Source organism: Lentilactobacillus kisonensis DSM 19906 = JCM 15041 (assembly GCF_001434135.1).
In the GTDB taxonomy this organism is placed as follows: domain Bacteria; phylum Bacillota; class Bacilli; order Lactobacillales; family Lactobacillaceae; genus Lentilactobacillus; species Lentilactobacillus kisonensis.
On record NZ_AZEB01000012.1, the window covers coordinates 23,982 to 49,576 of the forward strand.

At 40.5% G+C, this 25,595-nt stretch carries 22 protein-coding genes and 2 other annotated features; all 22 genes read left to right on the plus strand.

Annotated features, from left to right (window positions below; translation table 11 throughout):
* Positions 1–50: 50 nt before the first annotated feature.
* The 22 genes from FC98_RS07545 (at position 51) to rny (ending at position 25,523) form a co-directional block, all read left to right on the plus strand.
* Entirely contained in the window at positions 51–1,196 is a 1,146-nt protein-coding gene (locus FC98_RS07545; protein ID WP_056949400.1) for a cysteine desulfurase family protein, read from the plus strand.
* Positions 1,197–1,204: 8 nt separating this feature from the next.
* A complete protein-coding gene (gene thiI, locus FC98_RS07550; protein WP_008858008.1) occupies positions 1,205–2,422 on the plus strand; it encodes a tRNA uracil 4-sulfurtransferase ThiI in 1,218 nt (405 codons plus the stop codon).
* A gap of 80 nt (positions 2,423–2,502) precedes the next feature.
* A complete protein-coding gene (tpx, locus tag FC98_RS07555) occupies positions 2,503–3,012 on the plus strand; it encodes a thiol peroxidase (protein ID WP_008858007.1) in 510 nt (169 codons plus the stop codon).
* A gap of 27 nt (positions 3,013–3,039) precedes the next feature.
* Positions 3,040–3,248, plus strand: a binding site (T-box leader).
* 63 nt (positions 3,249–3,311) lie between these two features.
* Positions 3,312–5,993, plus strand: coding sequence for a valine--tRNA ligase (locus FC98_RS07560; protein WP_056949401.1), 2,682 nt, complete (start codon positions 3,312–3,314; stop codon positions 5,991–5,993).
* A gap of 102 nt (positions 5,994–6,095) precedes the next feature.
* Positions 6,096–7,418, plus strand: coding sequence for a bifunctional folylpolyglutamate synthase/dihydrofolate synthase (locus tag FC98_RS07565; RefSeq protein WP_040471926.1), 1,323 nt, complete (start codon positions 6,096–6,098; stop codon positions 7,416–7,418).
* A gap of 137 nt (positions 7,419–7,555) precedes the next feature.
* Positions 7,556–8,572 (plus strand): rod shape-determining protein, encoded by a 1,017-nt coding sequence (locus FC98_RS07570; protein WP_056949402.1) that lies wholly within the window; start codon positions 7,556–7,558, stop codon positions 8,570–8,572.
* Between the two features lie 146 nt (positions 8,573–8,718).
* On the plus strand, positions 8,719–9,567 hold the full coding sequence (gene mreC, locus FC98_RS07575; RefSeq protein ID WP_054654920.1) for a rod shape-determining protein MreC: 849 nt from the start codon (positions 8,719–8,721) through the stop codon (positions 9,565–9,567).
* 15 nt (positions 9,568–9,582) lie between these two features.
* Positions 9,583–10,104, plus strand: a complete 522-nt coding sequence (gene mreD / locus FC98_RS07580) for a rod shape-determining protein MreD (RefSeq protein ID WP_008858002.1) — start codon at positions 9,583–9,585, stop codon at positions 10,102–10,104.
* A 17-nt stretch (positions 10,105–10,121) separates the two neighbouring features.
* Positions 10,122–10,805, plus strand: coding sequence for a septum site-determining protein MinC (locus FC98_RS07585; protein WP_040471925.1), 684 nt, complete (start codon positions 10,122–10,124; stop codon positions 10,803–10,805).
* Positions 10,798–11,604, plus strand: a complete 807-nt coding sequence (minD, locus tag FC98_RS07590) for a septum site-determining protein MinD (RefSeq protein WP_056949403.1) — start codon at positions 10,798–10,800, stop codon at positions 11,602–11,604. Before FC98_RS07585 ends, minD begins: the two co-directional genes overlap by 8 nt.
* Before the next feature lie 58 nt (positions 11,605–11,662).
* Positions 11,663–11,893: a binding site (T-box leader), on the plus strand.
* Positions 11,894–12,051: 158 nt separating this feature from the next.
* A complete protein-coding gene (locus FC98_RS07595) occupies positions 12,052–12,696 on the plus strand; it encodes an amino acid ABC transporter permease (protein WP_054654918.1) in 645 nt (214 codons plus the stop codon).
* Between the two features lie 17 nt (positions 12,697–12,713).
* Positions 12,714–13,349 carry an amino acid ABC transporter ATP-binding protein gene (locus tag FC98_RS07600; protein ID WP_056949404.1) on the plus strand — a complete coding sequence of 212 codons (636 nt, stop codon included), beginning with the start codon at positions 12,714–12,716 and terminating at the stop codon, positions 13,347–13,349.
* 14 nt (positions 13,350–13,363) lie between these two features.
* Positions 13,364–14,215: an amino acid ABC transporter substrate-binding protein gene (locus FC98_RS07605; protein WP_056949405.1), complete on the plus strand. Its 852-nt coding sequence runs from the start codon at positions 13,364–13,366 to the stop codon at positions 14,213–14,215.
* A gap of 331 nt (positions 14,216–14,546) precedes the next feature.
* Positions 14,547–15,830 carry an EF-P 5-aminopentanol modification-associated protein YfmF gene (yfmF, locus tag FC98_RS07610; RefSeq protein ID WP_008857996.1) on the plus strand — a complete coding sequence of 428 codons (1,284 nt, stop codon included), beginning with the start codon at positions 14,547–14,549 and terminating at the stop codon, positions 15,828–15,830.
* Positions 15,817–17,103 carry an EF-P 5-aminopentanol modification-associated protein YfmH gene (gene yfmH, locus FC98_RS07615; RefSeq protein ID WP_056949406.1) on the plus strand — a complete coding sequence of 429 codons (1,287 nt, stop codon included), beginning with the start codon at positions 15,817–15,819 and terminating at the stop codon, positions 17,101–17,103. The genes yfmF and yfmH overlap by 14 nt, the downstream gene beginning before the upstream one ends.
* Before the next feature lie 74 nt (positions 17,104–17,177).
* Positions 17,178–18,260 carry a helix-turn-helix domain-containing protein gene (locus FC98_RS07620; RefSeq protein WP_056949407.1) on the plus strand — a complete coding sequence of 361 codons (1,083 nt, stop codon included), beginning with the start codon at positions 17,178–17,180 and terminating at the stop codon, positions 18,258–18,260.
* Positions 18,261–18,281: 21 nt separating this feature from the next.
* Entirely contained in the window at positions 18,282–18,863 is a 582-nt protein-coding gene (pgsA, locus tag FC98_RS07625) for a CDP-diacylglycerol--glycerol-3-phosphate 3-phosphatidyltransferase (RefSeq protein WP_008857993.1), read from the plus strand.
* A 142-nt stretch (positions 18,864–19,005) separates the two neighbouring features.
* Positions 19,006–19,476: a CinA family protein gene (locus FC98_RS07630; protein ID WP_054654916.1), complete on the plus strand. Its 471-nt coding sequence runs from the start codon at positions 19,006–19,008 to the stop codon at positions 19,474–19,476.
* A 92-nt stretch (positions 19,477–19,568) separates the two neighbouring features.
* Positions 19,569–20,687 carry a recombinase RecA gene (gene recA / locus FC98_RS07635; RefSeq protein WP_008857991.1) on the plus strand — a complete coding sequence of 373 codons (1,119 nt, stop codon included), beginning with the start codon at positions 19,569–19,571 and terminating at the stop codon, positions 20,685–20,687.
* A gap of 280 nt (positions 20,688–20,967) precedes the next feature.
* Positions 20,968–22,065: an alanine dehydrogenase gene (ald, locus tag FC98_RS07640; RefSeq protein WP_040471924.1), complete on the plus strand. Its 1,098-nt coding sequence runs from the start codon at positions 20,968–20,970 to the stop codon at positions 22,063–22,065.
* A 32-nt stretch (positions 22,066–22,097) separates the two neighbouring features.
* Positions 22,098–23,540, plus strand: coding sequence for an amino acid permease (locus FC98_RS07645; RefSeq protein ID WP_056949408.1), 1,443 nt, complete (start codon positions 22,098–22,100; stop codon positions 23,538–23,540).
* Between the two features lie 402 nt (positions 23,541–23,942).
* Positions 23,943–25,523: a ribonuclease Y gene (rny, locus tag FC98_RS07650; RefSeq protein WP_054654914.1), complete on the plus strand. Its 1,581-nt coding sequence runs from the start codon at positions 23,943–23,945 to the stop codon at positions 25,521–25,523.
* The last annotated feature ends 72 nt before the right edge of the window (positions 25,524–25,595 follow it).

Genomic DNA, 25,595 nt, shown 5'->3' on the forward strand with positions numbered 1-25,595 from the left:
AGTTATATTTGTTGGAGTCGAACCAATAAATTTAGAGAAGAAGGTTTCAAATGATTTATTTTGACAATAGTGCAACAACTAAAGTATTGCCAGAAGTACTTGACACATACAATAAGGTTAGTGAGAGGGTTTGGGGGAATCCATCAAGCCTTCACAATTTTGGTGAGCAAGCGTTTAATTTGCTGGAACAATCCCGAAAGCAGATTGCTAATTTATTGCATGTCCATTCAGATGAAATCTATTTCACGAGTGGCGGTACGGAAGGTGACAATTGGGTTATTAAGGGGACCGCAATTACCAAACGGGAATTTGGTAAACATATCATTACGACGTCCGTAGAACACGCTGCTGTCCATAACTCAATGGAACAATTGAAACAGTTGGGCTATGAAATCACGTATTTACCCGTTGATGATGAGGGCCGGATTTCCGTGGCTGATTTAAAACAAGCCATTCGCCCAGACACAATTCTAGTTTCAATTATGGCGATTAATAATGAAATTGGTACGATTGAGCCAATTCAAGAAGCTGGTGAATTGTTAAAGAACTATCCTAAGATTCACTTTCATATTGATGCTGTCCAGGGTCTTGCTAAGGGGATCCAGGAAATGATTTTCAATGATCGGGTTGATTTCGTTGCGTTTTCTGGTCATAAATTTCATGCGCCTCGGGGAACCGGATTTATATATGGTCGTCGGGGACGTAGAATTGCGCCGTTGATGAATGGTGGTGGCCAAGAAAAGAACCAGCGCTCTGGAACTGAGAACTTACCGGGAATTGCGGCAATGGCTAAAGCGATTCGCCTGGTTTTGGAGAAAGAACCTGCTGCGATTAAAAGGGAGCGGGAGATCAAGCAGTTAATCTCTGACCATATTAGTAAGTTTGAAAAAGTCGTTATTTTTTCAAAGAATGATGATCGCTTTGCACCGCATATCTTGTGCTTTGCTATTAAAGGCGTGCGTGGCGAAACAATTGTACATGCGTTCGAGAAATACCATATTTATATTTCGACAACGAGTGCTTGTTCGTCCAAGAGTCATGCTGAATCTGGCACTTTGAATGCGATGAAGGTTCCAGAAAACATTGCGACAAGTGCTGTCCGGATTTCGTTAGGTGATCAAAATACACTTGATGAAGCCAAACAATTCGTCGATGTATTTGATCAATTGTATGAAGAATTTGACAAGTTAAGTTAGGAGTAACTATGCATTATACAGAGATTATGGTTCGATACGGTGAACTGTCGACCAAGGGGAAAAACCGAAAAGACTTTATCAAACAACTCGGTCGAAATGTCCGCGCGGTTTTGCACCAGTTTCCAACTGTTGAAGTTAAGCCCCAACGTGACAGACTTCACGTCACCTTAAATAATGAAGATGATAAACAAGTTATCACTGCCCTACAGGGTGTTTTTGGGATCGAAAATTTTTACCCTTCAATTCAAATCGATAAGGACATGGCGACCATCAAAAAAGTCGTTCTTCAAATGGCACGGGAACAGTATACGTCAGGTGCCACCTTTAAAATTAATACGCGTCGTCAAGACAAAAATTTTGAGTACGATACAAATCAGATTAATAATATTTTAGGCGATTACGTGCTTTCAAACGTGGCTGGTATCTCTGTTGATGTTAAACATCCAGATATTGCAATCCGGGTTGAAATTCGAATGAACGGCGCATTTATTTCATCAGAAATCATTCACGGTGCCGGTGGCCTTCCGGTTGGTACTGGTGGTCGGGCAACAATGATGCTTTCTGGTGGGATTGACTCGCCAGTTGCGACGTATTTGGCAATGAAGCGTGGTGTCAAAATTGACATGATTCATTTTTATAGTCCCCCATATACGGGTGAACAAGCCTTAAATAAGGCAAAACAGTTAACTTCTGTGTTAGCCAAATATTCTGGCAATATTCAGTTTATTCAAGTACCATTTACTGAGGTCCAAGAGACTATTAAGGAGAAGGTTCCTGAAGGCTATTTAATGACAATCCAGCGACGAATGATGCTGAGAATTGCTGCTCAAATTACTCAGGATCGTCATTGCAGCGGCGTGTTTACCGGTGAAGCTTTGGGGCAAGTGGCATCACAAACGCTAGAAAGTATGTTAGCTATTAATGACGTCACGACCATGCCCGTTTTGCGCCCATTAGTTTCCATGGACAAGGAAGACATTATTAAAATCTCCAAGGATATTAAGACGTTTGATTTGTCAATTCTACCCTTTGAAGACTGTTGCACCATTTTTACGCCACCTGCACCAAAGACACGGCCTAACCTGGAAAAATCCAGAAAATTTGAGGCGTACATTGATGTTGATGGCCTGATGAAACGGGCGATTGATAACATTAAGATTACCGATATCAAGGCCGGCGAAGAGTTCTTAAACCAGGATCAGGATGTTTTTGCTGAGTTGTTATAATTAATTCAGATACTTGCGCATTAGCTATGATTGGGATACATTAGTCGTAAGCTAGTTAACCATCAAAGGAGTGTTTCTTGATGCAAGTCACTATTAATGGTAAAGATGAGGAAATGTATGGTAATCCACCGGAAGTGGGTGAGCAGCTTCCAAAGTTCAAGTTAGAAGATGCCAATGGTAACAAGGTGAAAACGGCCGATATTATTGGGCGAATCACCTTACTTTCAACCGTTCCGGATATTGACACACCGGTTTGTTCAATTGAAACCCGGAAGTTTAATCAGCAAGCTGATAAGTATCCAGATGTCAATTTCTTGACGGTTTCAAACAATACCGTTGACCAGCAAAAAGATTGGTGTGCCGCTCAGGGAGTTAAGAGCCTGCAAATGCTGTCGGATGAAAATCTTTCACTCGGTTATGCAATGAAGTTGTACTTACCTAATTTTGGGGCACTGGCTCGAACAATTTTTATCATGGATGCAACGGGTAAGATTGTGTACCGCCAAATTGTGCCAGAAATCCATGATGAGCCCGATTATGATGATGCGCTAAAAGCACTTGGAAAAATTGCACAGCGTGTTGACGATTAGTAGATAGTTAGGTAAGATTAAAGTTAAATTTAAGCATTGAGCAAGAGAGTAACCAATAATTTAGTTTCAGAAAGAAAATCACTGATGAGAGATTTTTACTGATTATTGTGCGAAAGTAGCTTGCAAGCTATCCGTTCGAATTGTGAGGGCGGGTCGGGTAATCAGCCGTTATAATGATAGTTAAGTGGGGCTTAGTTGCCCAATTTAGGTGGTACCGCGAACGCTTCGTCCTAATTGTAGGATGAAGTGTTTTTTTATTACATACGAACTTGAAGAACACAGGGAAAGGGATGTTAGGTATGACAGATAAAAGCAAAGATGCAATACAGAATCAGGCCGAAATGGCGACTAAGTATGATCCAACTGCCATTGAAAAGGGGAGATATCACGAATGGCTTGATGAAGGGGTGTTTAGGCCCAGTGGTGATAAAAAAGCAAAGCCATTTTCAATTGTTTTGCCACCGCCAAATGTCACTGGCAAGTTACATTTAGGTCATGCTTGGGATACAACCTTACAAGATATGATTATTCGTCGGAAAAGGATGCAAGGGTTTGACACACTGTGGCTGCCAGGGATGGATCATGCTGGAATTGCGACCCAAGCTAAGGTTGAAGCAAAGCTGAGGGAACAAGGAATTTCACGTTATGACTTAGGCCGTGAAAAGTTTGTTGAAAAGGTTTGGGAATGGAAAGATGATTTTGCGGCTACTATCAAAGAACAGTGGGCTAAGCTGGGGCTTTCATTGGATTATGAACGGGAACGGTTTACTTTAGATAAGGGATTATCCAAAGCGGTTCGCAAAGTATTCGTTGAGCTTTATAACAAGGGCTTAATTTATCGCGGTGAGTACATTATTAACTGGGATCCCCAGGCTCGGACAGCTTTGTCGGACATTGAAGTCATTCACAAGGATGATAAAGGGGCTTTTTATCACGTTAAGTATCCATTTACCGATGGAACAACGTTTAATGGCCATGATTATATCGAAATTGCAACAACGCGACCAGAGACAATGATGGGTGATACTGCCGTAGCCGTTAACCCAAGTGATGAACGTTATAAGAACTTAGTGGGCAAAAAAGTATTAGTACCACTCATTAATCGCGAAGTGCCGATCATTGCTGATCAATACGTTGATCCCGATTTTGGAACTGGGATGGTTAAAATTACGCCAGCCCACGATCCCAATGACTTTAAGGTTGGTAACCGGCACGATTTACCCCGGATTAACACAATGAACGAAGATGCAAGCCTGAATGAAAATGCTGGCAAGTATGAAGGGATGGACCGGTTTGAAGCTAGAAAAGCAATGGTTAAGGATCTTCAAGACCAGGATTTAATGCTTTCAATTGATCCAATTGTCCATTCAGTTGGTCATTCAGAACGAACGGGTGTCCAGGTAGAAGCTAGGCTATCAACGCAATGGTTTGTTAAGATGCAGCCATTAGCTCAACAAGCACTTAAAAATCAGGATACGGATGATAAGGTTAATTTCTTTCCCGACCGGTTTGAAGGAACGTTTGAAAATTGGATGGGTAACGTTCATGATTGGGTAATCTCTCGGCAACTATGGTGGGGTCATCGAATTCCGGCTTGGTACAATAAGAAGACTGGTGAGACCTATGTTGGGATGGAGGCGCCAAAGGATCCAGAAAACTGGCAACAAGATCCAGATGTGTTGGATACTTGGTTCTCATCAGCATTATGGCCATTTTCAACAATGGGCTGGCCAGAAGATAGCGATGATATGAAACGCTACTTCCCAACCGATACGCTGGTAACTGGGTATGATATTATCTTCTTCTGGGTTTCTCGAATGATCTTCCAAAGTTTGGAATTCACCCACCGACGACCCTTTAAAGATGTCTTGTTACATGGGCTAATTCGTGATTCCCAGGGTCGGAAGATGTCTAAATCGTTAGGAAACGGAATTGATCCGATGGATGTTATCGATAAGTACGGGGCCGATGCACTTCGCTGGTTCTTATCTAACGGTGGGACTCCTGGTCAAGACCTTAAGTTTACTTATGATAAGATGGATTCTGCTTGGAACTTTATCAACAAAATTTGGAATGCTAGTCGTTATGTCATCATGAATTTAGATGGGATTACTAAGCCAGAGTTACCTGATAAGTCGGAGTGGCAATTATCTGATCGTTGGATTTTGAGTCGCCTAAACGCAACTATTGCTAAGGTCAATGAGCAATTTGAAAAATACAATTTTGGCGAAGCTGACCGCGCACTCTATGACTTCATTTGGTTTGACTTTTGTGATTGGTATATTGAAATGAGTAAGGAAGCTTTGACGAGTGGTGACGCTAAGTTAAAGAAGAACACGCAAAATATCTTAGCCTATGTGTTGGATCAAACATTACGATTACTGCAACCTATTATGCCATTTGTGACTGAATACCTTTGGCAAAAGATGCCACACATTGGTAAATCATTGGTTACGGTGAGTTATCCAGAAGAACATGCTGAGTTGGCTGATTCAAGATCAGAACATGAGATGCAGTCATTGATTGATCTTATCAAAGCAGTTCGAAATATTCGTAATGAAGCGAATGCTCCGTTGTCGTCACCAATTGACATGTTGATTCAAACTGATAATCAAACACTCCAAGAAGTTTTTGAAGCAAATCGCGATTACATTGACCGATTTTGCCACTGTAAAGAACTGAAAATTGGTAGTGATATCAATGCGCCTAAACTTTCAATGTCTGCAGTGATTACTGACGCCACTGTTTTTGTACCGCTAGCTGAATTAGTTGATCTTAACGAAGAAAAAGCCCGGGTTCAAAAGGACGTTGACACGTTTGAAGCTGAGGTTGCGCGTTCCGATAAGAAGCTAGCTAACCAAAAGTTTGTCGATAACGCACCGGCTACTGTGGTTGAGGCGGAGAAACAAAAGAAGGCGGATCATCAGTCTAAGCTGGATGCAGCTAAAGATCGCCTACAACAAATTACGAACGAATTATAATCATAGAAAATAGCTTGCCAAACTGATGGTGAGTATAAATGTAACGTCGAGGCTGGCAGCAAAACGATGGTTTTGTACCAGCCTCGTTTTGAGGAGAAAAACATGATCGATTCATATGAAGACGCCCTGAATTTCATTCATGGGCGAAGTCAGTTTAAAAAGATTCCAACCCTTAAACGGATGCGCAAACTATTAGCTGAATTAGGCTCACCGGATAAAAAGGTGACCGCGATCCACGTTGCGGGCACCAATGGTAAGGGATCAACCGTGGCGTTTTTACGAAATATTTTGGAGGAAGACGGTTATACGGTGGGTACTTTTACTTCTCCCTTTCTAATCAAGTTCAACGAACGAATTAGCGTTAATGGCGTTTCACTACCTGACGCCGAAATTTTAAGGTTAGCCCAAAAGCTGTATCCAGTGGTTAAGAAGCTCGACCAGACGTTACCCGAGGGTGGTCCCACTGAGTTTGAAATTATCACGGCGATGATGTTTACTTACTTTGCTGAAGGCCATGCTGATATTGTTATAATTGAGGTTGGTCTGGGTGGCTTGTTTGATTCGACCAACGTGGTTGTGCCTAAAGTATCGGTAATTGTCACAATTGGTTGGGACCATATGCATATTTTAGGAGATACCTTACCTAAAATTGCTTATCAAAAAGCAGGGATTATTAAGCCAAACGTCCCCGTAGTTGTTGGTAGGGTTGATCAGGCGCCTTTGGCGGTTATTACCCACACGGCTTCTGAAAAGAAGAGTCCAATAGCCGTTTTGGGTGCGGATTTTATGGCGGTCAATCCAAGAGAGCGTAACTGGATCGAGTCGTTTGACTTTACATCTGAAAGCCATCAAATTAATAACCTTGCTACCAGTTTGATTGGTGATTACCAAACTGATAATGCCGCAGTAGCGATTCAGGCTTATATCGCATACACACAACAGGCAGGCAAGACGATTCACAAGACGAGTATTATAAACGGGATCAAAAAAACACGATGGGCTGGAAGATTTGAACGGGTTGCTACCGAGCCAACAATTGTTCTGGACGGTGCGCATAATATTTCTGCGGTTGACGAGGTCGTTAAACTATTACAAAACGATTTTGAACATGATCAGGTTTTTATCTTAATGGGAATTTTAGCAGATAAGCAAGCAGCTAAGATGGTCAAAAAAATGGCGACTTTTGATAAGGCTAAAATCATTCTGACCCATTTTGCTGGCCCTGGTAAGCGCCAGGCAGCTGACCCCAAAAAACTTGATCAGCAGCTTGGTGATTTAGGTAAGGAAGTTGAAGTGATTGCTGATTGGCAGCAAGCCATTGAACAAATTAAACCACTACTTAATGATAATGACATGCTTTTAATTACAGGATCCTTATACTTTATTTCTGATGTTCGTAAGTATCTAAAAGTTAATTCCAAATAATATCTTAAATAAGTCTTTGATTAAATGGATTTCATTTATTTTTTGATACGGTATGATATACTTGTTTCGTTAAACAATAATAATCAATAAATCTATAATAAAAAAACTAAAAATGAAAATTGATAGACAACGAAGGGATGGATAACGTGTTCGGATTTGGGGAAAAAAACATAGGAATTGATCTTGGAACCGCCAATACAATTGTGTACGTTGAAGGAAAGGGGATTGTTCTTCGTGAACCTTCAGTGGTCGCCAAGAGCACTAAGAATGGTGAAGTCATTGCCGTTGGAGAAGAAGCTCGCGCAATGATTGGCCGGACCCCTGCAAGTATACAAGCAGTTAGACCGATGAAGGATGGCGTTATTGCTGACTATGATACGACCGTTGCGATGATGAAGTACTTTATTGAAAAGGCACTTGGTCATTCGTCTGGCAAGCCGTATGTGATGGTTTGCGTTCCAACGGGTATCACCGCCGTTGAAAAACGAGCGGTGATTGATGCAACTCGGGTGGCTGGTGCTCGGGATGCATACGTTATTGAGGAACCGTTTGCAGCTGCAATTGGCGCTGGACTGCCAGTTATGGACCCAACCGGTAGTATGGTTGTTGATATTGGTGGGGGTACCACTGACGTTGCGACTATTTCACTTGGTGGGATTGTTTCCAGTCGTTCAGTTAGAATGGCTGGCGACAAGTTGAACGAAGCGATTTCCCAGTACATTCGTCAAAAGTATAACCTACTAATTGGTGAGCGGACTTCTGAACAATTGAAAATTGATATTGGTTCGGCTTCTCCTAAAGCGGCTAAGGATATTGATGCAGTTCCTATCCGTGGGCGAGATTTGGTGACCGGATTGCCGACAACCGTTGAAATTAGTGGTGCTGATGTTAACGAAGCAATCAATGAATCCGTTTCGGCCATTATTGCAACCATCAAAGAAACGTTGGAAGAGACTTCGCCTGAAATTGCTGCCGATGTTATTGATCATGGAATTGTTCTCACTGGTGGCGGTGCATTACTTAGAAATATTACGGACGTCATTGCAGATGCCACTCAAGTTCCCGTTTCCATTGCGGCTGATCCACTAGATTGTGTTGCTATCGGAACTGGTGAGTCATTGAAGAGTATCAACGTTATGAAGAAAAAACAATAATTTTAACGACTTAGATAAAGTGCACTTTTAATTCTAGTGCCATGTTATCGGATCGTTAATTTATGATCATTTAGCATTAACAAAGGTTGGGGCAAGTTGTTTTCGCTCCTACCTTGTTTGTTAGTGAATAACGAATGGAGGCAATTATGCAAAAATTTTTCTCCAGTCGAAAGCTTGTTATTGTCATAGTATGTTTAATCATTAGTTTTGGCTTGATGACTGTATCAGTCGCTATTCGAAACAAACGGAGTACACCACCTTTAATTCAACAATTTGGAAACGACATTGTGGGATTTGCAGATAGAGTGGTTGCGGTCCCTATGAATGGGATTCAGCACGGTTTTGTATCGACTAAAAACTTATTGAACACATACCAAGAAAATCAACGACTTAAGTCAAAGGTTGATCAGCTTGCTCAAACACAGGTTAAAGATCAAACGCTGGAACGAGAAAATAAACAACTAAAGCGCCAATTGAACGTTGGAAATACGCTGACCGGATACCAAAAGATTAACGCAGCGGTTATCACCCGAACACCGTCATCCTGGGCAAGCCAAGTGATTATCAATAAGGGACAGGCTGCTGGGATCAAAAAGGATATGCCAGTTATTGCTGGTCCTGGTCTTATTGGAACCATTGCGGAAGTTAATAAGACTAATAGTAAGGTCGTACTGGTTTCGAATACTGCCGAGAATTCAAATCGATTTGCAATTCAAATTGTTGGCTCAGATTCAAAAGTTGTTAATGGCATTATCACGTCTTATGATTCCCAAGCTAATCGGATCGTGATGGGGAATATTACCTCTAAGGCTAAGCTCACCAAGGGAGACCGTGTCTCAACTAGTGGTCTTGGTGGGGTTATTCCTAAGGGTATTTACGTTGGAACGGTTGCAAAGATTGCGGAAGACGATTATGGCCTTGCTAAGAAGGTTTACATTAAGCCGGCTGCTAACTTAAATGACATTGAAGTCGTTTCAGTTGCTGTTAGAGATTGATAGGGGGCTGATAAAATGAAACGCAGGATTCCTATCGCTGTCTTTTTTGTTGTTGGTCAGTTTGTCGCTTTCTTCCTAGATGGGTCAATTACTCAGTTGTTGTCAGGCACGCTTTTTAAGTATCCGAATACAATGGTGCCATGTCTGACGATGATGTGGCTAATTTTAGCTGCTTTTTTTGGGAATTCAAAAAAGCTTCATTTAACTGCGTGGGCGGCAATTGTTGGGTTTATATTCGATATGTATTACACCGGGATCCTCGGGGTTTACGTATTCATTTTTCCACTAGTCGTTTACATTTGCCAATCATTATATCAAATGTTACCACCAAGTTTCTTGAGCGGCTTTTTAGTGTACTTCTTAGGGATTACCGTATTAATGAGCCTCGGATTCATTGCGAACGCATTCATTGGTCAAGCCCCGGCTTCAGCTTCTCAATTTTTAGTAAATACATTGGCGCCTACGTTGGCCCTCAATCTTGTGTTTTTGGCAGTTTCTTACTTTCCGGTTGAGGCTTTATATAGGACTCATAGATGATTGGAGGGATTAATAGAATGCCAGATGCAGCAGTGTTAAAGGGGACAAAAGACGGTTACGAAATTGTAGTGGATGAAAACGCTAATGTGGCCGATGTGTTTGCATCATTAAGAAAGTTGCTTAATAGCTTGAAAACCCAAACGGCTTCAACACACCCACAGACAATTTCTTTTGACGTGTATACTGGAATGCGGTTATGGTCAGCAAATGACCGGTCAAAAATCGAAAAGTTATTTGCTGACTATTCGGACTTTTCGGTTCACAAGATAACCTCTGATGTGATTACCAAAGAGCAGTCTAACCAAATGCTTGAGCAATTAAGTGTCCATGTTGTGGATAAAATTATCCGTAATGGTCAAGAAGAGCGGATTCAAGGTGATGTTCTGTTTCTCGGTAAAGTTCATGAAGGTGGCAAGTTACTGGTAAGCGGAAATATTTACGTCCTTGGCGACGTAAAGGGGATTATTCAAGCTGGGACTCCCGATTTTGAAGACAAAATGATTATTGGGGACGTACATAATGCACAACAAGTCCGAATTGGTGAACAATTCGAGATCTTGGATGATACTAAACGTGAGATGAACAGCGGAACCGTCATTTACGTTAATGATTTACACGTACTTGATTATGGCAACGTTGAAGATTTGAAGCAGATCAACCCTAAGTTCTTTAATCAGATAGGAGGAGTCATCAATGGGTAAAGCTTACGTTATCACTTCAGGTAAGGGAGGGGTTGGTAAAACCACTTCTTCAGCAAATATCGGGACCGCCTTGGCAATGCTTGGGAAAAAAGTTTGTTTGTTAGATCTTGATATTGGCTTACGTAACTTGGATGTTGTTTTAGGGTTAGATAACCGGATTATGTACGACATTGTTGACGTTGCGACTGGTCGGGCGAAGTTGGCTCAGGCGCTAGTCAAAGATAAGCGGTTTGACGACTTGCTTTACTTACTTCCTGCTGCGCAGAATACAGATAAATCAGCTTTGAATCAAGAACAGGTAAAAGAGATTGTTGATGAACTCAAACCTGATTTTGACTACATTTTAATCGACTGTCCTGCTGGAATTGAACAGGGATTTATGAATGCCATTGCGGGGGCAGATAGTGCGATTATCGTTACAACCCCTGAAATATCGGCCGTTAGGGATGCAGACCGGGTGGTTGGTCTTTTAGAACAACACCCGTTGCAAGAGCAGCCGCGTTTAATCATCAATCGAATCCGCCAGCATATGATGAAAGACGGTTCCGTAATGGATGTAGACGAAATCACCCATCATCTGGGCGTCGAATTGTTAGGAATCGTGTTAGATGACGATGCGGTTATTACCACTTCTAATCAAGGTGAACCGGTTGTTTTGCAGCCTGAGAATCCTGCTGGCCAAGGTTATCGGGATATTGCTAGACGACTTGAAGGTGAATCTGTTCCCTTAATGGAATTAAAAGATGAAGTGAAACCGACGTTCTGGCAAAAAGTCACCCATTGGTTCAAAAAAAGCTAAAAGAGCTTGACGGGAATGCATAAAACGGCTATCATAAATCTTAATTAATTTAACAGTTTTAAAGGCCATGATCAGAATCGGAAATTAATTTAAATCACAGAGAGCTCATCAAGGTGAAAGTTGAGTATTTGATTTGTTTCCGTCACATCTGGGAGTCATTTTTCTGAAAGTAAGTAAGAAAAAGCGGTGAGCACGTTATTGCTAGAGTTTAGTATTTAAACTCGTTGAGGTTTTTCGCATGAGCGGAAGACAAAACTGAGGTGGAACCGCGATCATAATCGTCCTCTTAAGTCACTCGCTGGCTTAAGAGGACTTTTTGGTTTCTAAATACTGAACTCTATGAGGCTGTAAATGTGAGTTTATGGCGAACTGAGGTGGAACCGCGAAAACCATCGTCCTCTTAAGATTAACTTCTTGAGGGGACTTTTTTTATTGGAGGAATGTCAAATGATTCAATATATTGAACAGATTTTACCAGCACTATTATCAGGAACCAAAATGACCTTATCGATTTTCTTTTGGACGCTAATTGCTTCAATTCCGCTTGGTGCATTAGTTGGCCTTGGTTTAATTCAGCGATTCAAACCATTAGTTTGGTTGCTTAACATTTACGTTTGGCTAATGCGGGGGACACCATTACTATTACAATTAATTTTTGTGTTTTACGGTTTGCCAATTCTAGGGATTATTTTTCAACGATACGATGCCGCTTTATTTGCCTTTATTCTAAATTATACGGCCTATTTTGGGGAAATTTTCCGTGGTGGTTTTCAATCGGTTCCTAAAGGTCAGTTTGAAAGTGCCCGGGTTCTGAGATTAAGCTACGGTCAAACCATTCGTAAGATTGTCATTCCCCAAGTTTTCAAGATTGTGTTGCCATCAATTGGCAATGAAGTTATCAACTTAGTTAAAGACTCTTCATTGGTATATGTCATTGGTCTAGGTGATTTGCTACGAGCTGGAAACGTTGCAACTGCAAGGGATGTTACCTTATTGCCACTTATTTTAGTCGGCATTATTTACCTTGCACTTACTGCGGTTTGCACGATTGTTCTGAAGCTGATTGAAAAACGTGAAAATATTTGGCAATAATCTAGGAGGGAATTCAAATGTTAGAAATTAAAAATTTAACTAAAAGATTTGGTAATAAAACCGTTATTGATGACCTTTCTATGACAGTCAAAGATAACGAAATCATGGCAATCGTCGGCCCGTCCGGTGCTGGGAAAACGATGTTACTAAGATGCATTACGGGCTTGGAAAGTGCGAATCAGGGAACCTTTTTCTGGAATGGTAATCAATTTGATCCGACTAATACTGATCAAAAAGATACAATAATTGGCATCGTCTTTCAGGATTACCAATTATTTCCAAATTTAACGGTAATGGGAAATATTACTCTGGCACCCACGATGGTTAAAAAACTACCATTGGATCAAGTAAAGCAAACCGCTAGAGATCTCCTAGGTAGGTTAGGGTTGGATGGGAAAGAAGATCTATATCCGTTCCAGCTATCTGGTGGTCAAAAGCAACGAGTTGCAATTGTTCGAGCACTTGCAATGAACCCTAAAATCCTATGTTACGATGAACCAACTTCGGCGTTAGATCCAGCATTGCGGGATGAAGTGGCTGAAATTATTTTGGACCTTAAAAAGCAAAAAATGACACAAATCGTGGTTACTCATGATATGGACTTTGCGCAGAATGTCGCCGATGAAATTAAACGAGTGGAACAAATCGACTAGAAAGAAGGGGTTGTATGTCAAAACGTTTAAAGCGAAGTTCACTGATAGTTGCTCTATTGCTCCTGATGGTAGGGTTATCAGGCTGCCGGTATGAAAATCGGCAAAAAATGGATACAAATCCTGACACCTGGTCGATTGTTTCTAAACAGAAGAAAATTGTTGTTGGCCTTGATGATAGTTTTGTTCCAATGGGGTTTCAGACCAAGAGTGGCAAGGTAGTAGGCTATGATGTCGATCTTGCCAGGGCCGTTTTTAAACAGTATGGGATTAAGGTTGATTTTCAGCCCATTGACTGGTCAATGAATGTCACTGAACTACGTAATGGAACGATCGATTTGATTTGGAACGGTTTTTCAATTAATCCACAACGTGCTAAAAAATTGACTTTCAGCAAACCTTATCTCAAAAATGAACAAGTTTTAGTGTCAAAGAAGCGAAATAACATTAAAAGCTTTGCTGACATGAAGGGGAAGGTTGCGGGTGTTCAAGCAGGATCTGCTGGCGCAATGGATATTGATAATCAACCTAAGTTGCTGAAAGATCAGATTAAGGGCCATACGCCAATTTTGTATGATTCGTTTACCGAAGCCTTTATTGATTTAAACGCAAATCGGATTCAGGGGCTGCTGATTGATAGTATTTATGCCGGTTATTATATTGGTCACCAAAAAAATCGGTCAAGTTATCGTAGTATTCCGAGCGAATTTCCCTCTGAGTATTATGGCGTGGGGATGAGAAAGGGTGATACGGAGCTCAAACAAAAGATTGATGCAGGTCTTGATAAGTTAGCTAAAAATGGTCAGTTGCATCAGATTGATATGAAATGGTTTGGAACTGACCGGGATAGTACACTAATTCATAAATGATTGTATGAAGTTGAGGTAATCGGTAATTTAATCTTAAAATTTAGGAAACAACCATAGCCATTTCTGGTCTTAATCCCGTCATCATTATTAGCTAAACGGCATTGATTCAGCTAATAATGATGACGGGATTATTTAGTGAGTAACGGAAACCGAAAATGCATGAACGGATTGTTGTCTAAATTTATCACAATGTCTTTTAAAGTGGTTCTTATAAATCAAGGGTATTCAAAATAAAGCACTCTTTATTTTTTATTATATTTCGTATTTTCGGTTGAGATTTCAATTCATTTATTTTACTATGAAATTTGTGATTAATTGAGGAGGAAACTAAGTGAAATATCACGTTGCTAACGGTGTTCAACTTCAAGTTGTACCCACAGAAAAATTTAAAAACACGAAAATTATGATTAACCTAACATTTCCAACTGACCATCGTAATTTTGCTAAGTTAGCACTTCTGGCAGAATTATTAGAAAACAGCGCTGCTGAGTATCAGAGCGAAATGTTGGTTTCTAGGAAACTATCTGAGATGTATGGCGCCAGTTATGGTGTATCCGTTCTTCGTTATGGAAATCAACATACCTTGCAAATTAAGATGACCTATCCAAATGACGACTATTTGCCTAATACTGATCGGAACCTTACTGCTGAAATATTTACTTTCCTCCAAAATATGATTGAGAAACCATTTTTAGACAACGATCAGTTTAACTTAAATTCTTTCAAAATTCATCAAACTAATATGATTAACTATTTGGAATCAATTGCAGACAACAAAGCGTTCTATGCCACTTTACAACTACAAAAGTTGTATTATCCAAATGACCCAAATCATGGTTCTTTTTTAATGGGTAGTGTTGATGCGCTTAAGCAGATTACTTCTAAGGAATTATATCAATACTATCGTCAAGTTCTGCGTACTGCTGAGATTACGATTTTGGTAGGCGGTAAAGTCGACCCTGAAAACATTTTAGATCAGGTTCACCAGTTTAAGACGTTTAGCGACCGATCAATTACCCCTTATGAGCTAACGGTTGTTCCAGCAGCAATCAAACAACCATTAACCCGTAGCCAATCAATTGAAGGCGCTCAAAGCATTCTTAGCTTGGGTTATCAGCTACCCATTTACTTTGGGAATTCAGATTACTTTGCGGCAATGATTTTTAATCAATTATTTGGCGGATCTTCACTATCATTGCTATTTACAAATGTTCGTGAACGGGACAGTTTGGCATATGATATTCACAGCAATTACAACTCGCTTTTTGGGATGGTAACTGTTCAAGCTGGAATTGATTTTCAAAACGAAGCCAAGGTTTTAACGATGATTTCCGATCAGCTCAATAAAATTATTGTTGGTGATTACAAAGATACCTTACTTACTGGGATTAAACAGTCACTAATCAATCAACATCGCTCTGAGGGCGATCATTTAGCGGCATTAATGGATAAACAGTATTTGCAGCAGATCATGCAAATCTCTATTAGTGATCAGGATTGGGAAGCACAAGTTGAAGCGGTTAGTCGCGATGAAATTCAAAGAGTTGCTAAACGATTGAAACTGCGAGCAACGTTTTCTCTGAATAGTCGGGAGGCAACTGATGAAGACAATTGATTATCCTATCTATAACGAAAAGCTCATTGTCAATAAGCTTTCAAACGGGCTAACGGTTTATATTCAACCGAAGCCAGGATTTAATAAAACGACTGCGGTCTTAGGAGTTAATTACGGTGCCATTGACCGAACATTTCAAGTGAATGGTAAGAAAATTACACAACCCGCTGGAATCGCGCATTTTCTGGAACATAAAATGTTTGATAAGCAGGATTATGATGTCTTTGAACTTTTTAACAAAACTGGTGCTAGATCCAATGCGTACACCAGCTTTACGACAACAAATTATTTGTTTTCGACGGCGGAATCCCTTAAAGAAAATCTGGATATCCTATTAGATTTCGTCCAAATACCTTATTTTACCCAGGAAAAAGTACAGCGTGAGAAGGGAATAATTGATCAGGAAATCAATATGTATCAAAATGATCTTGATAATCAGGCTTATTTCAAAATAATCGCTAACCTTTATCCTGACTCAGCCTTGGCAACAGACATTGCCGGGACTGTTAAAACGGTCGATCAAATTCAACTCGCAGACGTTCAGCTTGCTTATAATACGTTTTACCGGCCAGAAAATATGTCACTTTTTATTACTGGTAAGGTTGACCCACAACTTGCAATGACTTGGATTGTTAATAATCAGAAAAACAAAGCTACACCTCAACCGCAAGTACTCCAGCGGGAGAATAATTTTGTTGAAAACAGCCAGGAACACGTTGAACAATTTAAAATGGACGTTGCCCGACCTAAGGTAACCATTGGGCTTCGTGGGAATGATCTCGTTCCCACCGGTCGGGACGGATTAAAATATGAAATTGCAATCTCAATAATGTTTGACCTGTTTTTCAGTGAGAATGCAGTTGAGTATGATAAACTGTATCGTGATGAAATTATTGATGATTCATTTTCATGGGAATTTGAAAACGAACGGAGCTTTCATTTTGCGGTTTTAGGCTGTGATACTAAGAAGCCGGCTGATTTTATTAAGCAAATGCATTCAATAATTAGGATGATACCGAATCAAATCGTTAACAAGACAAGTGAGTTTATCCTCCAAAAGAATGAATTACTTGGTAATTATATTGAAATGATGGATTCGGAAGAAGCAATCAGCGGCCAATTTGATGGCTTTATTGGTGAACCCGTTACAATTTATGATGAAGTTGCCATTTTAAATGAGTTGACATTGGCAGACGTTACTGCCATTGCAAAATCATTTTTATCAAAGGCAACGATGCAAGAAGTGATGATTAGAGCGGCAGATAACGACTAACCGCAACAAATATCACGGTGACCATGTGATATACTTAAAAGTAGACGAATAACTAATTGTAATGGAGAATAGGTATGAGCGACGAAAAAGATAATTTAAATATTGGAAAAAAGTTACATGATGCCAGAGTTGCCAAGGGATTTACACTTGATGACTTGCAAAAGAACACGAAGATTCAAAAACGCTATTTAATTGCAATTGAAGATAATGATTTTGATGCATTGCCAGGTGAATTTTATGTCCGAGCCTTTGTAAAGCAATATGCTGACTCAGTTGGTTTAGATGGCACAGAATTACTTAATCAATATGAAGAAAAATTGCCTGATACTGAAGATCCAGAATACGTTGACCGGGTAAATGATGACAACCCAGAAACCAGGTCGGCACAGCGAAAAGTGGATCAACGTAATGAAAAGATTCGCCGCTATATTCCAATTGCCTCAGTTTCGGTGATTGTTTTGATCATTTTAATCGCTATTTGGGTTGCTGCTGCGAGAAGCACCAGGGATACATCTAAGACCCAAATTGAAACTTCCAAGGTGTCCGTTTCTGGCAATAAAAATAAGCAAACAAAATCAAGCAGCAAAGCAGCGTCCAAATCCAAGGCTAAGACTGCTAAAAAGAAAGCAGTTACCTTTAAGAAAGTAACTGCTTCAGGTAGTGACATTACTTACCAGGTAAGTGGAATAAAGGGTAAAACTACGCTCCGAATTGCGGCCGCTGCTGATGCAACGAGTGCCTGGACGGCAGTATCTGGGGATGGCTCAACTTTATGGCAGGCGGCACTGACTGGTGGTAAATCACATACAGTGACGATTCCAAGCAGTACCAGCACGGTAACAATTAATGCGGGGAATGCTTCTCAAACTGCCATTTATGTTGGTGGTAAAAAACTAAAGGTTGCTGCACCAATTGATAATGGATCCAGCCAAGTCAGGGTAATCACATTACAATTTGGTAAGGCAAGCGCGTCTCAATCTTCAACAAGTAGTTCAACAACTACTAGCAGTTCGACGACGGGGACCACTGGCTCAACTGATACGACTACTGGTTCAACCGGCGCTTCAACTAATACAAATACTGGAACAACTGGTAATACTGGCACTACTGGTAACACGGGCAATACAAATACAACTGGAACGACGAATGGCTATTAATTAGTATCGCTGGAGGAAAAAATGAATTTACCTAATAAATTAACGATATTTCGAATTATTTTAATTCCGTTTTTTATCCTGATACTTGCTGCACCGATCTTTTCAGGTGGTGTCGTGATTGCTGGAACTGCTATTAGTAATGCACGGTGGATTGCAACTGTTATTTTTGTGGTGGCTTCTTTAACCGACTTCTTAGACGGACAAATTGCCCGTAGAAATCATCTTGTAACTAACTTCGGTAAGTTTGCAGACCCACTGGCTGATAAGATGTTGGTTATGACGGCGTTTATTTTCCTAGTAGAACTTGGCAATGTTCCTGCATGGGTGATTGCCATTATTGTTTGTCGTGAGTTGGCTGTTACGGGTTTACGCCTGATCATTGTTGAAAACAACGGCGCGGTTATTGCAGCTGCTTGGCCTGGTAAAATTAAGACAACTACGCAGATGTTAGCGATTATTTTGTTGTTCCTAAACAACGTCTTCTTTGCGGCCATTCATTTACCGCTGGATCAAATCATGTTGTATATTTGCCTGTTCTTCACAATTTATTCAGGAATTGATTATTTTGTTAAGAACCGGTCAGTATTTGCGGATTCATTTTAATAAGCTAATGACGAGAAGAACGAGGATAGTGGGTTAGGGCAGAACAATGATTGCCAAGCCACTTCCTCGTTTCTTGTTTTGCAATCAAAATAACGGAATTAATGATACTTTGCGTATTTAATAAATGAAAGGGGCAATTATAATGACACAAGTTCAGAAATTGGTTGACGAATTAATCAAGCGACACATCACAATTACCGCAGCTGAGAGTTTAACCGCGGGGCAGTTTCAGAGTACTTTAGGCGACGTTGCTGGTGTTTCTGAGGTCTTTGAAGGAGGCTTTGTGACTTATTCAAATCAGATTAAGGAAAAATTATTAAATATTCCCAGTGAGGTTATTGATGAGAACGGGGTTGTGAGTGAGCCAACTGCTATCTGGATGGCTAATCAAGCACGTTCCATTATGGGAAAAGATTTGGGGGTTTCCTTTACCGGAGTTGCTGGGCCTGATTCTTTGGAAGGTAATCCAGTGGGGACTGTTTGGATTGGGATTGCTTATGGTACCCAACAAACATTTGCAAAGGAATTTCACTTTTCTGGTGAACGAAATGCCATTAGGAAGGCTTCTGTGGATGCTGGCCTACAAATGGCACTTGACGTGATTCATAATTAATCGAACTTTTGTTCCCGTTTTGATTGCTTTTTTTGAAAATCATTAGTATAGTTAGTTGGTAAACTTTTCTGTTAAGAAATGGGAGGAATTAAATGGCTGACCAAAGAAAAGTAGCTTTAGACAAAGCCTTAAAGAATATTGAAAAAGAATTTGGTAAGGGTTCAATCATGAGAATGGGTGATAAGGCGGATACACAAATCTCTACCATTCCGTCAGGATCGCTTGCACTTGATGAAGCATTAGGAGTTGGCGGCTATCCTCGCGGCAGGATCGTGGAAGTATACGGACCAGAAAGTTCTGGGAAGACTACGGTTGCCCTCCACGCAGTTGCTGAAGTTCAAAAGCGCGGGGGAACGGCTGCTTATATCGATGCTGAAAACGCACTGGATCCAGTCTATGCAACCCATCTAGGGGTTAACATTGATGATCTGTTGCTATCACAACCGGATACTGGTGAGCAGGGGCTTCAAATTACTGATGCACTGGTTACGAGTGGTGCCGTTGATATTGTGGTTATTGATTCAGTGGCTGCACTGGTTCCACGAGCTGAAATTGAAGGTGAAATGGGTGATGCCCATGTGGGTCTTCAAGCGCGATTAATGTCACAGGCCCTGCGAAAGCTTTCTGGGACAATTAGCAAAACAAAGACGATTGCGATTTTTATTAATCAAATTCGTGAAAAAGTCGGGGTTATGTTTGGTAATCCGGAAACAACCCCTGGTGGTCGTGCATTGAAATTCTATGCAACTATTCGATTAGAAATTCGGCGGGCTGAACAAATCAAGGATGGCACCAATATCATTGGTAACCGGGTTCGAATTAAGGTTGTCAAGAATAAGGTTGCGCCGCCATTTAAACGGGCGGAAGTTGATATTATGTATGGTAAGGGAATTTCTCAATCCGGTGAGCTTGTTGATATGGCTGTTGATAAGGATATTATTGACAAATCCGGTTCATGGTATTCATATGGCGAAGAACGAATCGGCCAAGGACGGGAAAATGCTAAATCATACATGGAAGAGCATCCTGATATGTTTAAGGAAGTCGAAAAGAAAGTCCGGGATGCTTACGGAATTCCTGATGATACCAAACCAGAGGAAAAATCAAAATCTACTTCGAAGACTGATACCAAAAAGACTACTAAGGCTGTCAAAAAAGATGAAGAAAAAGCTAATGCTACGGAAAATATTGATCTGAATATTGGCAAGTGAAAAAGCTCAATAATTGTATATTATTGCATAACCATAAAGGCATTCCTAAGTGAATGCCTTTATTTTTTCTGTCCTAAGATTGAGCACACTTGAACAAATCAGGGGGATAATGAGAAGATTTTAATAAAATGATTATCAGAAGTAGCGGTTTTTAGCTATTGCATATTATTCATTTTAATGTATAAGAAATCACAAATGCAATTATTTGAATTTCCTAACTATAAATGGTACTTTATAGTTGTTGATAGATGTAAGCGTATTCATGAAAGGATGATATATGATGAAGATTGGAATTCCAAAGGAAATAAAGGAACAAGAGAATCGTGTTGGAATGACACCAAGTGGTGTTGCTAATTTAATTCACGCCGGCCATGAAGTAATTGTTGAAGAAGGTGCTGGTGTTGGCTCGGGCTTCCCTGACGATCAGTACAGTACTGTTGGGGCAACTATGGGCAGTACAAATGATGCATGGAACGTAGATATGGTCATTAAGGTTAAGGAACCTTTACCATCAGAATATAAATACTTCCACGAAGGATTAATCGTGTACACGTACTTCCACTTAGCAGCAGATCCGGATTTAACCCAAGCATTGCTGGACAATAAAGTTACGGCTGTTGCGTATGAAACAATGGTTGGCCGAAATGGTGGCTTACCATTACTATTCCCAATGAGTGAGATTGCCGGTAGAATGTCAATCCAAATTGGTGCGCATTTCTTGGAGGAACCTCATCAAGGAAAAGGCGTTCTGTTGTCTGGTGTAACTGGCGTTCGTCGTGGTAACATCACGATTATCGGTGCTGGGACAGTTGGATTTAATGCCGCGAAGATTGCCGTTGGTTTAAGTGCCAACGTCACAATTTTGGATATTAATGCGCAGCGACTAGCTCAAGTCGACGATATCTTTAACGGTAAAATTCAAACCTTAATTTCGAATCCGCATAATATTGCTGAAGCAGTTAAAAATTCCGATTTGGTTGTCGGCGCTGTTTTAATTCCAGGTCATACAGCACCTAAATTAGTTACTGCTGAGATGGTTGAGAGCATGGAAAATGGTTCTGTAATTGTTGATGTGCCAATTGATCAAGGTGGTATTTTTGAAACCAGTGTTAAAGCAACGACTCACGATGATCCAATTTACATTTCTCACGGGGTTGTTCACTACACGGTTGCTAATATTCCGGGTGCGGTACCGAAGACCGCTACCGATGCATTATCAAGTGCAACTTTACCATACGCCGTTGAAATTGCTAATAAGGGATTAACTGAAGCTGCCAAGGATAATACCATTTTGACTGGGATTAATACCTATGAGGGTAAGATAACAAATCAAGCGGTTGCTGAAAGTTTGAATTTAACCTATGACAAGTTTAGCTAATAAAGTCGTCACAGTTTAGTAGAGGTTCTATTATGAAAAATAGTCGAATCAACATTGATTTGGTGCTTAAAAACGCCAAAGATAGTAAGCGGAAGCGGACACTCGGACTATTTGATCTTTCAATCATGGGCATTGGTGCCATTATTGGAACTGGAATCTTGGTTTTAACAGGAATCGTTTCCGCTACGGCTGCCGGTCCGGCTGTTGTTATTTCATTTCTGATTGCGGGCTTTGCAAGTGCCGTGGTGGGACTGTGTTATTCTGAATTAACAACCAGCATTCCAAACTCTGGCAGCGCCTATGTGTATGCTTGGGTAGCAATTGGGCAGCGAATGGCGTTTCTAGCCGGTTGGACGTTGCTAGGTGTGTATATTACGACGACGGCCATGGTTGCCAACGGCTGGACAGGTTACGTTAAGGCCTCGTTATCGGAAATTGGGGTCAACTTACCGACTTCATTGATTGCATCACCATCGAATGGTGGGATCATTAATTTGCCAGCGGTACTCATGATTCTGTTAGTCACGTTGATATTGACGAGGGGGACCAGTGAAAGTAAGTTTTTCAATAATACGCTGGTAATGATCAAGCTGGCAGTTATCTTACTATTTATCTTCGTTGCTGTTCAAGACGTTAAAACAAGTAATTGGACACCATTTATGCCCTTTGGTGTTCGTGGAATATTCACGGGAGCATCATTAGTGTTCTTCACTTTTCTTGGCTTTGATGCGTTAGCAACTTCAGCTGAGGAAACTAAGGATGTTCAAAAAACGTTGCCAAGGGCAATTATTATTTCCTTGGTTGTCGTAACGTCGCTGTACATTATTGTTAGCATGATTATGACGGGCGTGGTGAGTTATCGACAACTAAACGTTCCGGAGTCAATGGCATACGTATTAATGGCAAAGGGGCATATTGCAGCTGCTCAAATTGTCTCCGTTGGGGCCATTATTGGTATCTTGGCGGTTGTTTATGCGTTTGTCTACGCTGCTTCAAACATTATGATGTCAATGAGTCGAGGCGGTTTTTTACCCAAGAAACTAGCATCGATTAACAAATCCAGTAAGAGTCCTAATCGCGCACTCTGGTTGATTGGAATAATTGGGGCACTATTAGCAGGCGTGTCCAACGTTAAGCAGTTAGCAACGATTTCTAACGTTGGCTCACTGTGCGTGTTCTTTCTAATTTCGTTGATTGTTATTTTGCTAAGACGAGAGCAGCCAAACATTGAGCGACCGTTTAAATTGCCGTTTGGCTATACAATTCCAATATTGGCGATGATATTTTGTGCAGTGCTTTTGGTTAGCACAACCTTAGATGCCTGGATTACGTATCTTGTTTGGTTAGTTATTGGGGGATTAATCTTTATTTTCTATTCTCGTCACCATATTGATTTTGAGCAAGTGGCCTCAGGAGATGAAGATCAAGATAATGGGAAAAAAGATGCAGTAAGTCCCATCCAGTCAAACAATTAATAGCCAATTCAGAGTGGATTACAAAGTTGTTGGTTTCAATATACAGACAAAGAATCCGAATCTTCACTGGAGACTCGGATTCTTTGTTTGCAGTCCGTTTATAAAACAATTCCTTCTAACGATTCGCAATACAACGTTTGACATAAAGTAACGGCAGATCATGGCTATTTCCTATCATTGTTTTTTATAGCAATGTTAATTAATTGGGTTTTTGAACTCCTAAAATAAGGATTATTGCTTAATTAAGTTTATTGCCATATACAACTAATTACTAACACCGCAATAAGATGATTGACAGTAGTGCCAACAAACATTAAAATGAGAGTTGTGTCAATAATCAAATAACATCTTATAATTGGTTTAGAAAAAATAATCATTTTATGATGATTTGGAGGTGAAGCCATGAGTATGGCTGGAATAATCCTCGCAATCATCGCTATTATTGTTGTCGGTTTTGTTGGTATTATTAGTTTTATTATCGGTAAATCTACACAGCGGAAGATCCAAGAAAAAGATCTTGATGCGGCAAATGGTTCTGCAAAGAACATTCTAGTTGAAGCCAAGAAAAAGGCGGAGACAGTTGTTAAGGAAGCAACGTTGTCAGCTCAGGAAAAGAATCACCGTTATCGGTCTTCAGTTGAAAAGGAATTGAAGAATCGAAGAGCGGAGATTCAAAAGCAAGAGGATCGACTGTTGCAAAGAGAAGAGGCTCTTGATCGTAAGGATAGTGCTTTCGAACGAAGAGAAAGTACCTTAAACCGAAAAGAGCAAAAGATTAATCGGGAACAACAAAATTTAACTACACAACAAGAAGAAGCAAACTCACTAATTCAAAAGCGACAGGCTGAAGTTGAGCGGGTTGCCGCCTTTACTCAAGAAGAAGCCCGCAGCCTTATTATTAAAGAGACTAGCGAACAACTGGCTGACGAAAAGGCCCGAATGGTAAAAGAAAGTTACTATCAGGCACAATCAGAAGCCGATGAAAACGCGAAGAATTTAATTATTGAAGCAATCCAACAAAGTTCGGCAGACGTGGTTTCCGAAACCACGGTTTCCGTTGTTAGCTTACCAAATGAAGATATGAAGGGGAGAATAATTGGTCGAGAAGGCCGAAATATTCGAACGTTTGAAACGTTGACCGGAATTGATTTGATCATTGATGATACTCCACAAGCCGTTGTTCTGAGTGGGTTTGATCCAATTCGTCGTGAAGTCGCTAAGATGACTTTGGAAAAGCTAATTAAAGACGGTCGGATCCATCCAGCTCGGATTGAAGAGATGGTTGATAAGAGCCGTAAAGAGCTTGATGAGCGAATTCAAGATATTGGAGAAGAAACGCTGTTTGACTTAGGAATTCATTCAATGAGTCCAGAAATGATCAAATTAGTTGGTCAAATGAACTTTAAGATTTTTCACGGTCAGAATTTGCTTGGTCATTCAATTGAGGTTGCTAAGTTGGCTGGTGCCTTTGCATCAGAATTAGGTGAGGATGTTACTTTAGCTAAACGCGCAGGATTATTACACGATATCGGAAAAGCTGCCAATAATGGCGTTGAGGGGTCGCATGTTCAAGTTGGCGTTGATTTAGCCAAGAAGTATCATGAAAGCCCAGTTGTCATTGACGCTATTAAGGGCTATGAAGATGATCATAAGCCAGAATCAATTATTGCAGAATTGGTCGCTGTAGCTGGTAAGATTGCTATTTCACGACCAGGTGCTCATAGTGATTCGCTTGAGAGCTTTGTTCATCGGCTAGATAGTCTGGAAAAGATTACTGACGGCTTTGACGAGGTTCAAAAGAGCTATGCAATTCAAGCTGGTCGGGAAATCAGGGTTATTGCAAAGCCTGAAGATATTACCGATACACAAGCAATTGTACTTGCTCGAAGAATCAAACAAAAGATTGAAACTGAAATGAAGTATCCAGGACACATCAAAGTAACGGTGATCCGCGAAATTCGTTCAGTCCAATATGCAAGATAAAAGATCAGACATTCTGGTCTTTTTTCTTTTATAGATGTTAAACTTGTTTCAAATAAACTAGAAAGTATCGAG